Here is a 12,693-nt window from a genome sequence, read left to right on the forward strand (position 1 = left end):
AATAGCATCCGAGTGTTTAGCCGCGCAGTGACGTTTTTGCCAAGGCGCGCAACTTGTGGTGCTGACATCTTGCATTTGCCTCAATATCCTGCATTTTCCCCTTCAATTCCTAGGTTTTGGGGAATATGGGGACTTTGGTGCTCGGTTACCACAATATGCTGTTAGCAGTCTTCACCCTATTGATTTGTATCTCTTCTCAGGTCTATCAACAAATATTCACCGGCATGGGGCTGATGATAAGAACGCTATAGATTAGACTTTAGTTAATGAATTTTCTATTCCTGATAGTATTAAGTCTATGAGTTGCGTTTGCCTATGACTGCGGTGAGATGTTTGCTTAGACTCACAGATTTTAGTGAAAGCCTGATTTTGGAAACGATCGCGCGATCGTTCATGGGTACAAATTGGACGTCGATATCCATCTTAGAAGCTTGTGTGTTTGCCACGGTCCTATGCGGATTTCTTGGCATCATTTTGAAACGCAACCTAATGATGAAGATTCTGTCGATGGATGTGATGAGCACTGGGGTGATTGCTCTTTACGTCCTCGTGGCGGCACGGAAAGGTCTTTTCACGCCCATCTTGGCAAACGAAAGAACGGTTGATTACGCTGACCCGGTTCCCCAAGCCGTTATTCTAACCGCAATTGTCATTGGCTTCTCCATTCAGGCGCTCATGCTGGTCGGCGTGATGAAGCTCGCAAGAGACAACCCAACGCTGGAAAGTAACGAAATCGAGAAGAGCAATACACCATGAACACTTTGACCATTCTTTGGATTGCTCTGCCGCTGTTTGTCGGATTCAGCGGTTACTTATTGCCCCATTTGACCCGCACCCTTGCTCTCAGCATTACCTCTATTTCTATTGCCTATGGACTGTCTCGCATTGTCGATCCTAATACCCTAACGCTGGAACTGTTGGACAATTTCGGCGTTACGCTAGTGGTTGATTCCCTCAGCGGCTTCTTCATTCTGACGAATGCCCTCGTAACCACAGCGGTTGTACTCTACTGCTGGCAACAGGGCAAGTCGAAATTCTTTTATACACAAACTATCATTCTGCACGGCAGCGTCAATGCTGTTTTTATCTGTGCTGACTTGATGAGTCTGTACGTAGCATTAGAGGTCATTGGAATTGCTGCCTTTCTGCTGATTGCCTACCCTCGGACGGATCGCTCTATTTGGGTGGGGCTGCGCTACTTGTTCATCAGCAACACTGCCATGCTGTTTTATTTGATGGGGGCGGTGCTGGTATATCAAACCAATCAATCGTTTTCCTTCAATGGTCTGGAGAATGCCCCAACTGATGCGATCGCCCTCATTGTCTTAGGGCTCCTAACGAAGGGTGGAATTTTTGCCTCGGGTTTGTGGCTGCCGTTGACCCATTCAGAATCAGAGACCCCGGTCTCCGCTTTGCTGTCAGGCGTGGTAGTCAAGACAGGAGTTTTTCCACTCGTGCGATTTGCGCTGATCGCAGAAGATATTGCTCCGATTTTGCAGGTTTTCAGTATCGGCACAGCGCTGTTAGGTGTCAGCTATGCGATTCTTGAAAAAGATACCAAGCGCATGTTGGCGTCTAGCACCATCTCGCAAATAGGCTTTGTACTGGCAGCCCCAGCAGCAGCCGGCTTCTATGCTCTGACCCATGGTCTTGCCAAGGCTTCTCTCTTTCTAATTGCAGGGAATTTGCCAAGCCGGGATTTTCAGACCCTCAAGCGATCGCCGTTGCCCAGAGGAATTTGGCTAGCAATTGTGATTGCTAGTCTTTCTATCTCCGGTCTTCCGCTCTTAGCAGGTTTTGAAGCCAAGGCACTAACGACTCAAAACCTGGAGTATTGGCACGCTACTGTTATGAATCTGATTGCAGTCGGCACTGCGATCGCATTCGCCAAATTCATCTTTTTGCCCGTTGAAAAGCAGACTGCATCAGCAGCTAGCTACAAGAAAATCAAATCAGGCTTCTGGCTAGCGATCGGCCTGTTGTTGAGTGGATTAGTCCTGGCTAATGGACAAAGCTTTGAGCTATACACCGTTAATAAAGTGCTCATAGCCCTGGCCATTGTCGGTACTGGATGGACGACCTATTGGTTGATATTTCGCCGCTTTACACTCAAGCTACCTCAGGGTGTTGAGCGGTTTGAAAACCTAATTGGGATCATGAGTTTAATGCTAATGCTACTTTTTGGGATGGTAGTCGTATGATTGGATACCTTGATCTTGTATTGCGGCTTATTATCTGGTTTTTGCTGACCTCTGATCTCAGCCCAGCCAATATTATAATCGGCATTTGCGTTGCCTTTCTTTTACCTAGAAACCATACGATGACGGCCCTGCTAAAGGACTGGATTCGAGTCTTTTGGGAAATCTTAATTGCGATTCCTGTAGCGTATATGGAAGCAATTGAGATTATTTTTCGTCCGCATTCCGAAGAAGATAAAGTGATGGAGCGCGTCAAACCCAAAAGAACCCCTGGTCTTATCTTTTTAGACATTTTCTTGATTACGTTTACACCTAAAACAATTGTTTTGAAATATCACGAAGATGGCTGGTATGAAGTGCATCGCATTCGCAGAAGTCGCAAAAGTAAAACGCTGGGTGAGCAAGCTAGTAAGTGATTTGATCAATTACTGAGTTTATATTCCATGCCTGAATCGTCTGAAAAGCTGCTTGAGAATTGTCAAATTTAGTCTCCCAAAAAGAATGAACGGTATTCTAATTGCAATGATTTTAGCTTTGCTCATCCCTATCTATGAAGCTTGGCAAGACGAAGACATTTGGCAAAAGATGCTGGCTTTTGCCAGTATTGCAACTAAGACATCCATCATGATCTTGGTAGTGTCGGTTATGCGAGATGATTGGATGATTGGGCTAGTTGGTGTTTTGATTTTAAGTGTTGGTAACGCAGCTCTAATGTTGTTAGCCCATGTGCTTAGGCGGATAAACGAATTATGATTAATGCCTTTAGTTACTGTCTAATCGTACTAGGAATTGTCTTCTGGTTTTGGGGAACGTTTCCATTGCTAGGTCATCGTTCTGTCCTGTTCAAATTGCACAGCCTTTCTGTCGCAGATACGCTGGGTTCTATGAGTATTGTAATGGGGCTACTTTTGAAAATTCCTAGTGAGTGGCCGCTGTTGATACTCGCACTCATTTCGCTAGCAATTTGGAATACGGTTTTGGGATACGTGTTGGCCTACTGTTCAAGTTCAGGGAGGGAAGATGTCTGAGGAACTCTACATGGTGGCGATCGCCGCCCTTTTACCTTTGACAGCAGGTATGTTGGTCACTCAAGTCAATCCCTACCACGCTCTCGTTATTCGCGGCATTTTGGGGGCAGTTGCTGCACTGGTGTATGCCCTGTTCGGCGCAGCAGACGTGGCTTTGACTGAAGCCTTAGTGGGAACGATGCTCTCAATTACGCTGTATGCCATTGCAGTGCGATCGTCCATGAGCTTACGGCTAGGCGTTTTGGAAATGACGGCTGAAGGACCGTCTTCGCTGTCTCAGACCCTATTGCCCAGTCTTCGAAAAACGCTGAAGCAGCATCACATGCGGTTAGAAGTCCTGACATATCCTAGTTCTCAGGCTCTACAAGCCTCTTTGCGAGCCAAAGAATTACACGGCGTGATTGCACCCAATGATGATAACCCTGCATCTGTCTCAGGTCTGCACTCAGCAGCCAGCTCACCGCTTTACCATCTGACAGTCAGAGTTCCGCGAGTTCACAGCATTCTGGACGCTGGCCTGCCCGATACTGTCGCTACGGTGGAATATTGCCAAACACTACCGGAGTCTTTCCCTATCAGACAGCCTGAAGATGTTTTATTACGTGGTCGATTGGAGGGCTAGTTATGAAGTGGATTTACGTTGTAGCGGTGATTGCCCTCTATCTCAAAATGCTGGTGTTTCCTAACCCATCAGTGGACGCGGCTGAACTGTCGATGGTCGAGCTAGTGGTTGAAGACAGTGGTGTAGCCAATGCGGTGTCAGGCATTATTTTCCGAAATCGCTTGTATGACACCATTTTTGAAGTAGTCGTATTCACTATCGCCATTATGGGCGTACGGTTCCTGCTAGCCGATGAGCAGCCTTCATGCACGATTTACCAATTTACGGACGATCCCTCAATCGTGCTGGCCCGCTTGGGAGCTACTATTGCCGCACTCATTAGTATTGAGCTAGCGATTCGAGGGCATTTGAGTCCCGGTGGGGGATTTGCGGCAGGTGTTGCAGGGGGGACTGCGATCGGCTTGGTTGCCATTACATCGTCTTCACGCTGGATGGAAGCGATTTATAAACGTTGGCGAGCTGCAACCCTAGAAAAGGTGTCGGTTCTCATTTTCATTGTTATTGCTGTATTATCCCTGATTGGTCTACAGCTGCCTCATGGCGAGTTGGGTAGTCTCGTCAGTGGCGGTTGGATTCCTTTGCTGAACATTCTCGTCGCCATCAAAGTGGCTCTCGGCGCGTGGGCAGCCATCCTGGTTTTCATTCGCTATCGGGGCTTGTTGTAGTAACGATTTGCCTTCATCCAACGCTTTAAGCTCTTGATTGGCGTGTTCTATTGCTTGATTGATTAACCTAAGAGACACGCAATGGGGTAAAGAAAATACTCCAAGAAAAAGAGCTGCCAAATGAACTGATAAAAGTCACTGAATGAGATAGATTTACCGGTGATTGGCTTCTCCAGAAGGTTGCTATTCGGCATCACGACCCGGTAACTCCGCCACCAAAAGAGCGCTAGCAAACCAGCATGAGTGACCCAGACAAATATCCAGTTCACCCCTGCAATCAAAGGAGCGATCGCCATCATGCCGATATAACAAGCCGTCAAAATGAGACGGGCTGCCTGATAGACGCGAGCTTGCCCTAGACGTACGGTAAAGGTTGAGATGTTGAAACGGCGATCGCCCTCAATATCGGGAATGTCCTTGAAAATCGCAATCACGATACTAAAGACAAGAACAAACAGAGCCAGTGCCCACATCCGTCCTGGAATCTCTAATGGTAAACCTAGCTGACGGCTGTAATGTAGGAATAATCCTAAATTCACAATGATGCCCCGCACAGTCAGAATGCAGGTAGAGGCCCAGAAAGGAAATCGTTTGAGTCGAACAGGTGGCAACGAATAGGCCGTGCCAATCGTCAAACTAGACAAAACGGTTGCCAGCAAAAACCATCCCCCGAAGGCAGCTAGGACAATGCTCAGGCAGCCTGCGAAGGTGACAATACTCCAGGCATCACGGCGAGAAAACTCTCCTGAGGCAATTGGCAGACTAGGTTTGTTGATGCGGTCAATCTCAACGTCCTCAATCTGGTTGAGACCAACGATATAAACATTACCTGCTAGACAAGCCACTAAAGGCAACAGTAGGGAAAACGGATTTAGCGGAGGAGTTGTCGTTCCTGTTTGAACAACCGTCCACGCAATGACAAAAACACCAATGACGCTCAGGCTGGTGCCAATAATCGTATGAGGACGCGAAAACTTCCAAAAAGCCGTCAACCAGGGGACAGGAGTTTGGAATAGGCTAATTTGAACGGTGGGAGGCTTTGAAGACACGCTTGGACCACAGAACAACACACAAGAGTGAACGCTTTATAGCTTATCGAGCTGAGAATGGATCGTAGAGAGAAAACGCCCCAATTCACAAGTTTCATGCCGAATTATCGACTGTTATGTCCTGAATTAGCACATAGGGCTGCACGATCAGAGCTTGAAATTCGCGCCCGCGATCGCGTTCCCAATCTTCCAACTGTTCCACAGTCGGCTTAGCAATCAATGCTTCGCTAATCCACCGCTGAACAAAATTTACGTTGTCTGTAACCACCGCAACGCCGACTTCAACAATATCGAGATCTGAATTAACCACAACGAGGCTATCGCGGGCGGCGTGAGGCAACAGGTTGTGCCATGCAGCCGGACCAACCAATGCTTCAAGTTCCTGTCTAAGTTGTTGCGTCATAGCCTCTTGGAATGAGTGAAAGGTCGTTGGTGGACAAGACCTCAAGATTTATGGCCGGCGCCAGTTCCGTTAAAACAAGACGGCGTGCCATTTGGCAATGCGCTAAGCACCCGAATGCTATTGAGTACACCAAACTAGATGGTTAAAGCCACAGTTTTAGCATTTTTGCCAACAGAGGCCTATTGTAACCCGCTTAGCGTGCTGTCTTGAAAGCGAATCAGCCGTCGCCAGTTCGGCTAGAACAAGACGGCGTACCATCTAGCTATAGGCTAGGCCCCTGGATGCTACGGAGTACAAGCTCAACCACTCAACGCCGCATAGCCTAAAACCAGTTTTCCCAGGCGCTATCGGCCTAGATTGTGAAGCTGATGAATGGTGTCTGTACAGCGGCGGGTCGTTTCCCAAAGCAGTTCCTTGTTCGTACTCGCCGGAGGGGGAACGGGCGAGCTGATTCTTACGGTCAAAGGAATGGTTCGTGGCCATTTGCCCCCTTTCGGCAAGATACGATGCGTCCCCCATAGGCTGACAGGTAGCAGCGGGACTTGTGCCTTGGCCGCAATTAAAGCAGCCCCCAACTTAGGGCTAGGGATACGGCCATTGTCAGTTCGGGTGCCTTCCAAAAAAACGCCAACCGCCCAACCCTGATCAAGTTGCTTGAGGGCTTCTCGAATAGCACTGCGATCAGCACTGCCTCGTTTAACGGGGTAAGCCCCGTACAGTCGAATCGCAGGAGCCAAGACAGGGACCTGAAACAACTCTTCTTTTGCCATATAAGACACAGGACGCTGTACGCAGCTAGAGAGAATTGGTGGGTCGAAGTCGCTACCATGGTTGGCAACTACAATCACCGGTCCTCGCTGGGGAACATGATGTGCTCCATCGACTCGTCCCCGAAAATAAACGCGGTACATAGGACTGACGACTGACCATTTGAACAGATGGTACAGAAGTAAACTAGCGAAGGGTTCGCGATCGCGACTAGCCATGGTCGTCCCCCTGATCGTTACAGCGTCTGAAGCTGATTGAGGGTGCCCACATTTACCAGCGTCAACGTTTTCACTGTGCGCTTCATGAGGCCAGTCAAGACATTGCCTGGACCCACTTCGATAACACGTTCAATCCCCTGCTCCGGGAGTGCCAGAGAGATTTCGCGCCAGCGAACCGATCCCGTCATTTGGCGCGACAGTCTTTCTTTCAGCATCGCAGAATCCATCATCGGTGTTGGGTCAACGTTAGATAAGACAGGCACCACAACAGGCTGAAACTCAACTGCATCCAGCACCTCCTGAAACTCTCGGGCGGCAGGCCCCATGATCGGGGAATGAAAAGCACCACTTACCTTCAGCTTGACCGCTCGCTTGCTTTTAACTGTCGTTAAAACCGCATCAACCGCCTCAGGTGTTCCTGAAATCACCACTTGAGACGGATTGTTATCGTTCGCCAAAACAACACCCTCTGTTTCAGCAATTTTGGTTTCTAAAGCTTCTCGATCAAAGCCAATAATTGCAGCCATAATGCCTTCCGAAGTTTGGGACATCAGCTCGGCTCGTAACTTCACAAGCCGCAAGCCAGCGGTAAAGTCGAAGGCTTCAGCAGCATACAAGGCGCAGTATTCGCCCAAACTGTGTCCAGCAACGAGATCGGGAGTTTGTCCACGCTCTTTCAGTAAATCAATCAATACGCTTTCAACAACATACAAACAAGGCTGAGTGTAAAGCGTGTTCGAAACCTTGTTATCTTCACTTTGGCAAACACCACTAACGGACCAGCCTAAGACGTCATCAGCGATCGCCAATCGCTCTTTTGCTAAGGGGAGGTCCATGAGATCTATCCCCATGCCGACTGATTGAGATCCCTGTCCGGGAAATACCCAGGCTGTTTTCACCATGATTACTTACTGTTGATGGTCTTAAGCAAAATCCACTCTACACTCTACTGAGCCAAGGGACTTTTCTCAAAATTAAATTCGCATCAGCATCCTATTCTTAGCGCTCTCAATCCCTCAATTTTGATTAAAAACCATCAATTGTCCTGATCAGGCTTGAAACATGAAGCCTCTGGACAATCTGACCAGCACTGAAATTGACCCAGCTATTCACTGCCATATAAATCGATGAATTCTGAGCGCAGCATTGACATCAGCCACATAGCAGTAAATCCGTCAGACGTTTTAACTGCGTCTCGCAAGCGGCCCTCCTCCACAAAACCGAGGTTGCGGTATAGCGATCGCGCCCGTTCGTTACGCTCCATCACGTCCAACCAGATGCGATGCCCATTAAAGTCCAAAAAAGCTTTTTCCAGAACTTGCCTCAGCACAGACCGCCCATACCCCTTGCCTTTCTCAGTGATGACAATCCGCTTCAGTAATAAACACTGGTCAACATCCTGGACGCCCTGCATAATGACATAGCCAACACGTTTCTGAGTCACGATATCGACCACAACCCAGTGACGCTCATCAGGATGCTGACAGGCCTGAAGATGGCGATCGCGGGACCACTGCCGAATGAAGCAGGCGTTTTCAGCAGCGTTCTCAGCTTCTAATACAAACTCTAAATCTTCAGATGCAGTCGGGCGTAATTGAACCGGATGATACGGCATCACTCTTTAAACAATCACTAGTTGCTATTACGAAACTTTTGGCTCAAGATTCTGCTACAGCATAATATCAATTGCTATATGACAAACGTCTCAATCCGATTCCGCCCCAGTGATTTTGCTCTGTAAAGCGCTTCATCCGCCTGGCTGACTAATTTTTCATAACGGTCATACCCTACAGGGCCATAGGCAATTCCTGCGGACAACGTTGTAGACACATCATGGCGATTCACTCGAAAGGACTGATCCTGAAAGCATTGACGAATGCTCTCGGCCCGATCATAAGCAACTTCTGGGGCGACACCGGAGAAAACGAGGACAAACTCTTCTCCGCCGTATCGAAAGGCAATGCCGTCAGTCTCAGTATGCTGCTTGAGAATTTCACCCACCTTCTTTAAGACAAGATCGCCCACAGGATGTCCAAAGTTATCGTTAATTGACTTAAAGAAATCAATATCCATCAACACGACAGATATTGGATATCCCCCTAGCTTTGCTTGATTAAATTCTTGAGGAAGCTGAGCATTAAAGTACGTTCTATTAAATAATCCTGTAAGTGAATCATGGTTTGCCATAGAACGAGCTTCATCCAGATCCTGAAGTGTTACTTCTAATCTGGTTTTCTTGAGATTAAGCTCCAAAATTGCCTTCTTCAAATCCTCTTTTTGTTTCTGCAATTCCTCATAAAACAGTGTCTTCTTGATAGCCGTGGAGACCTGATAGGCTAAATTGCTGAGATAAAGCAAAAAATCGCCATCAGCCGTCACGCGAGTTTGATAATTTGCCATTTCTTGAGTATTCCCGGCCACTAGCAAACCAATGGGTTCGCGTTTATCTTCGCCAATGGCAAATAGAACGTATTCTTGCATGCCAAATAAATCTCTAAAATGGCATATTAGAGTTTCTTCACACTGCTCCGAACAGATTACATATTCTGCCTTAGAAAGCAACGTTTCTAAATGCAGATCCGATTTCATAAGTTTTAGATTTTCAAATTGCTGACTGGCTTCTTCATCGTAATACCCATCTAGCGCCTGTACAGGAAAAATATCTTCTTGCCTATCTCTTAGAAAAATCAGACATCTTTCAAGATTAACTTCGTAGAGAATGAACTCCTTAATTGCATCAAATACATCAGACAAAGCAATGGCCTGATTCAGCTTTTTACAAAATTCATTAATAGACTGATAGCTATAGATCTGCCTATCTAACCTTTTCTGCATTTGATAAAGTTTACTTTCCGTACGAGTTAGCCTTTTGACTTCCTCAGTTAGCCTCATGACCTGCTCTATCAAGACATCATTTTCTTGGCGCAGATGTCGAAACTGTTCCTCCCTGGTCTGAAATGACTTTTGTGAATAGGGCATTCTCTTGTCGCAGAAAATTTCAAAAGCACAACAATAATGTGGTAGCTTTGCCCCTTAATAAACAGATGTGATAATAGAGGTATAGTTGTGAAAACAATTTCTGCCTTGTAACGGTCCTATTTCCCCATAGGGATAGACACCAATCCAAGGAATATCTGAACCAATTGACGCCTGCAATTTATTCATTAAGGCGCGTTTGCGATCGCTTCGTAGAACGACATCTCCTCGACCTGCACATTCCAAATGAAATATGAATTTTGGAATGTTGCCACCCAGTTGATCATGAGTTTCTTGGGCAATCTTATTGAGTCCTGCTGCAATCTTCTCTTCATCTCGACGTACAATCCAGATTTCGGTTCCCTCAGCAATTTCTGAAGGAATCTTAACCGATCCAGCAGCGATATCTCTTGACACAATGCCTCGAACCAAGAAATCATCATAATCCTGAAGAATTGTCGAAGTCTTGATGCCCAGGCATAAATTTATAAATGCAAGCTCCCAATTTTCCATCTCTTTGTCTAGGAGATAAGGCTTCAAAACCTCCAAAACAGGCCGATGATCAAGTTCAAAAATCTCGTTATGCTGCGCTTTTGTGACCGTATACTTACTCCCCAAAGGAACACAACCGTGGTTGATTGCTAGAGTGAATTTCGCTTTTCCTGCCAGAGTTGCCCAGACCACGCCATCCGTCAGAATAGTATCGTCAATATACTGATAGGTCGTCTTCATAGAGTAGTTATCGGCAGCCAAACCGCCCACAATAGGTATCTCAGTTGCTTGCGGAAATTGACTTTCTAAGCCGAGCATTAATTTGTCGAAATTACAAGAGATGCCATCTGCAAACAATAGTGTTGCGATCGCATCCTCGGTATACTTATCTGCCAGTGCTTTTCCAACTTCATGCCCTGTTTCGAGAACATCTTGAGTCAATCCGGCTCTACCACCGTGCTCAAACCGTATTTCGTCCGACTGAAGCACCATAACAGCGACTGAAAAGTTCGACTCATCAGCCTCGCCTTGCACGACTACACCCTCACCTGAACAGCCAATTAAAGGGGCCTTCTGGGTAAGATTCCGCACAGTACTCAACAAGAGTTTCTGATGATAGCCCACTGAAGAGAAAACTAAAACAAAATCGGGAGAATCGATACCCGCTTGTTGGAGAGCCTGCTCAGACGCCTCTTGCCCTGCTTTCTTAGGATTACGATGGTGGCTGATGCCAACTCCGGAGCGAGTGCCCATGATGCCTTATCCCTCAAATCAGGTTCGTTATCAGAGTTCCCAACTCCAGCATCTGGGTCTATAGACATCTGTATAAGAGCTTGCCTAAGCAGCCATCTATTAAGAGATCCATCATTTCATATAGCTTTGGCTATCTTGGCTTGTCCACCTAATAGCATCCGAGTTCTGAAGGCATAGCCAGACGGCTCGCCGTTTTGTCCCAATGGGACTAATGAGGCTATGCGATCGCGCTATCCCAGTTGCAAAATGGCAAGTCGGAGATCCATCGTCAGAATCAAAACTCCAACCGCGCCTCTAGGACCTACGCACCCCCAAAATCACTTTCATACCGAATCCAATAGGTATTGGGAAAAGGAGGTGACAACTTGGGACTCAGTCAAACGACTTTCCTCAACCAAATTGGCTCAATCTTGAGGGAAAGTTGATTGTGGGTTGGCATCGCTTTGCGAAAGGATTGATAGTAATCCTTATGAGCCTCTGCAAAGACCGTTCGCAGTGCTTGAATAGGGTCAGCGTCGTTATCTACCCGCAAATCCAAATAGGGATAAAAATCATTCTGTACAACGTAGAGCGCTGCGGATTGCCGACCGCGTTTGTCGCCGCCAACCGCTTCTCCAGCTTCCAACGCACAGAGCAATCGCTCTGGAAAGCTAAGGGCAAGCGTATCTCGAAACGTATTAGCCATGGCTTGGAGGACATGCTCTCCAACCAACATGTTGCCAGCAACCGAAAACTGATTGAACGTGAAATGACCCGCCCAATCGACACAGTCTTTTCCAGTCCATGCAGCTGTGTGGCCTAGGTGATCCACCAAATGCAGTTGCCGCTGATCGCGCTCATCATCATTCTGAAGGAGAACGTCCAGCACATCACCCACTGGAATTCTTGAAAGAGTCTCCTGAGCCATTTTTCGGCTTTCCAATAGCCTCAATCCCCAGATACCCAGGAGAGGATTGGTCTGGGCTTGAGTCGCGATCGCCCCTACTCCAGCCCTAGCATGAGGAACCAGCGCGCCGACTGCAAGATGCTTGGTTGCCACAGCAACACCAGTCATTCCTGTTTTTGCGTCCCAGGCAACGATAGAGAATGTCATACCGAGTCAGTCCCTCAAAAACCTGCTGGCATCATCATGATCACGGGTGTTTTCAAAAAAGTCTGTCTCGAATCTTACGATTCCTTCACACAAGTCAACGGGAGGTGACATTTCATTCGGATTGGACTGATCTATCAATTCCCAAAAACGGGGGAAATCACCTTTTATCAAATCTGAGTAGAGTACAGGCCTTTGTTGTCCCTCATTCCTGAATCCTGGGGCAATTCTGAATTGAGCTTTGACAACTTCAGAGCAGGCCGTAATCGCCAATCAGACTCGACCCATACCAGTTTTGCACCGTTTGCAACTGACGGATTAGCTCAAAAATCTGTCTAGAGAACTGCTCACGTTGACGAATTTCCGTATTAGGATGCATCCCTAATGGAACTTACGCGGTTGAATTCGGCTGGGGGCTTTTTGATTCCCAA

Annotated in this window: 15 protein-coding genes; 7 read left to right on the plus strand and 8 right to left on the minus strand. The window is 47.1% G+C overall.

Annotated elements, in window-relative coordinates; genetic code table 11:
- The first annotated feature begins 420 nt into the window (after positions 1-420).
- The 7 genes from PN498_RS22710 (at position 421) to PN498_RS22740 (ending at position 4,513) form a co-directional block, all read left to right on the plus strand.
- The gene (locus PN498_RS22710; RefSeq protein WP_272065815.1) at positions 421-756 is read left to right on the plus strand and encodes a cation:proton antiporter subunit C; all 336 of its coding nucleotides are present in this window, start codon (positions 421-423) and stop codon (positions 754-756) included.
- Entirely contained in the window at positions 753-2,201 is a 1,449-nt protein-coding gene (locus PN498_RS22715) for a cation:proton antiporter (RefSeq protein ID WP_272065696.1), read from the plus strand. The genes PN498_RS22710 and PN498_RS22715 overlap by 4 nt, the downstream gene beginning before the upstream one ends.
- On the plus strand, positions 2,198-2,614 hold the full coding sequence (locus PN498_RS22720; RefSeq protein WP_272065697.1) for a Na+/H+ antiporter subunit E: 417 nt from the start codon (positions 2,198-2,200) through the stop codon (positions 2,612-2,614). The genes PN498_RS22715 and PN498_RS22720 overlap by 4 nt, the downstream gene beginning before the upstream one ends.
- An 85-nt stretch (positions 2,615-2,699) precedes the next feature.
- Entirely contained in the window at positions 2,700-2,951 is a 252-nt protein-coding gene (locus tag PN498_RS22725) for a hypothetical protein (protein ID WP_272065698.1), read from the plus strand.
- Positions 2,948-3,226 carry a monovalent cation/H(+) antiporter subunit G gene (locus tag PN498_RS22730; RefSeq protein WP_272065699.1) on the plus strand — a complete coding sequence of 93 codons (279 nt, stop codon included), beginning with the start codon at positions 2,948-2,950 and terminating at the stop codon, positions 3,224-3,226. Before PN498_RS22725 ends, PN498_RS22730 begins: the two co-directional genes overlap by 4 nt.
- Complete coding sequence (locus tag PN498_RS22735) at positions 3,219-3,848, plus strand: DUF4040 domain-containing protein (RefSeq protein ID WP_272065700.1); 630 nt, start codon at positions 3,219-3,221, stop codon at positions 3,846-3,848. The genes PN498_RS22730 and PN498_RS22735 overlap by 8 nt, the downstream gene beginning before the upstream one ends.
- Positions 3,849-3,850: 2 nt before the next feature.
- Positions 3,851-4,513: a Na(+)/H(+) antiporter subunit B gene (locus PN498_RS22740; RefSeq protein ID WP_272065701.1), complete on the plus strand. Its 663-nt coding sequence runs from the start codon at positions 3,851-3,853 to the stop codon at positions 4,511-4,513.
- 62 nt (positions 4,514-4,575) lie between these two features.
- On the opposite strand, the gene PN498_RS22745 is transcribed toward PN498_RS22740, so the two are convergent.
- The 8 genes from PN498_RS22745 to PN498_RS22780 form a co-directional block, all read right to left on the minus strand.
- Positions 4,576-5,562 (minus strand): homogentisate phytyltransferase, encoded by a 987-nt coding sequence (locus PN498_RS22745; RefSeq protein ID WP_272065702.1) that lies wholly within the window; start codon positions 5,560-5,562, stop codon positions 4,576-4,578.
- A 94-nt stretch (positions 5,563-5,656) separates the two neighbouring features.
- The gene (locus PN498_RS22750) at positions 5,657-5,965 is read right to left on the minus strand and encodes a DUF2288 domain-containing protein (RefSeq protein WP_272065703.1); all 309 of its coding nucleotides are present in this window, start codon (positions 5,963-5,965) and stop codon (positions 5,657-5,659) included.
- Between the two features lie 344 nt (positions 5,966-6,309).
- Positions 6,310-6,951 (minus strand): lysophospholipid acyltransferase family protein, encoded by a 642-nt coding sequence (locus tag PN498_RS22755; protein WP_272065704.1) that lies wholly within the window; start codon positions 6,949-6,951, stop codon positions 6,310-6,312.
- 17 nt (positions 6,952-6,968) lie between these two features.
- Positions 6,969-7,853 (minus strand): ACP S-malonyltransferase, encoded by an 885-nt coding sequence (fabD, locus tag PN498_RS22760; RefSeq protein WP_272065705.1) that lies wholly within the window; start codon positions 7,851-7,853, stop codon positions 6,969-6,971.
- A gap of 203 nt (positions 7,854-8,056) precedes the next feature.
- Positions 8,057-8,566 (minus strand): GNAT family N-acetyltransferase, encoded by a 510-nt coding sequence (locus tag PN498_RS22765; RefSeq protein WP_272065706.1) that lies wholly within the window; start codon positions 8,564-8,566, stop codon positions 8,057-8,059.
- A gap of 74 nt (positions 8,567-8,640) precedes the next feature.
- Entirely contained in the window at positions 8,641-9,930 is a 1,290-nt protein-coding gene (locus tag PN498_RS22770; protein ID WP_272065707.1) for a GGDEF domain-containing protein, read from the minus strand.
- 54 nt (positions 9,931-9,984) lie between these two features.
- Positions 9,985-11,172 carry an FIST signal transduction protein gene (locus PN498_RS22775; protein WP_272065708.1) on the minus strand — a complete coding sequence of 396 codons (1,188 nt, stop codon included), beginning with the start codon at positions 11,170-11,172 and terminating at the stop codon, positions 9,985-9,987.
- A gap of 376 nt (positions 11,173-11,548) precedes the next feature.
- Positions 11,549-12,265, minus strand: coding sequence for a DUF1028 domain-containing protein (locus PN498_RS22780; RefSeq protein WP_272065709.1), 717 nt, complete (start codon positions 12,263-12,265; stop codon positions 11,549-11,551).
- Positions 12,266-12,693 lie beyond the last annotated feature (428 nt).

It is taken from the genome of Oscillatoria sp. CS-180 (assembly GCF_028330965.1).
Lineage (GTDB): Bacteria > Cyanobacteriota > Cyanobacteriia > Phormidesmidales > Phormidesmidaceae > Halomicronema.

Coding starts and splice junctions, on each gene's coding strand:
- PN498_RS22715 (WP_272065696.1), top strand. CDS start 753: ATGAACACTTTGACCATTCTTTGGATTGCTCTGCCGCTGTTTGTCGGA.
- PN498_RS22720 (WP_272065697.1), top strand. CDS start 2,198: ATGATTGGATACCTTGATCTTGTATTGCGGCTTATTATCTGGTTTTTG.
- PN498_RS22725 (WP_272065698.1), top strand. CDS start 2,700: ATGAACGGTATTCTAATTGCAATGATTTTAGCTTTGCTCATCCCTATC.
- PN498_RS22730 (WP_272065699.1), top strand. CDS start 2,948: ATGATTAATGCCTTTAGTTACTGTCTAATCGTACTAGGAATTGTCTTC.
- PN498_RS22735 (WP_272065700.1), top strand. CDS start 3,219: ATGTCTGAGGAACTCTACATGGTGGCGATCGCCGCCCTTTTACCTTTG.
- PN498_RS22740 (WP_272065701.1), top strand. CDS start 3,851: ATGAAGTGGATTTACGTTGTAGCGGTGATTGCCCTCTATCTCAAAATG.
- PN498_RS22750 (WP_272065703.1), bottom strand. CDS start 5,965: ATGACGCAACAACTTAGACAGGAACTTGAAGCATTGGTTGGTCCGGCT.
- PN498_RS22755 (WP_272065704.1), bottom strand. CDS start 6,951: ATGGCTAGTCGCGATCGCGAACCCTTCGCTAGTTTACTTCTGTACCAT.
- fabD (WP_272065705.1), bottom strand. CDS start 7,853: ATGGTGAAAACAGCCTGGGTATTTCCCGGACAGGGATCTCAATCAGTC.
- PN498_RS22765 (WP_272065706.1), bottom strand. CDS start 8,566: ATGCCGTATCATCCGGTTCAATTACGCCCGACTGCATCTGAAGATTTA.
- PN498_RS22770 (WP_272065707.1), bottom strand. CDS start 9,930: ATGCCCTATTCACAAAAGTCATTTCAGACCAGGGAGGAACAGTTTCGA.
- PN498_RS22775 (WP_272065708.1), bottom strand. CDS start 11,172: ATGGGCACTCGCTCCGGAGTTGGCATCAGCCACCATCGTAATCCTAAG.
- PN498_RS22780 (WP_272065709.1), bottom strand. CDS start 12,265: ATGACATTCTCTATCGTTGCCTGGGACGCAAAAACAGGAATGACTGGT.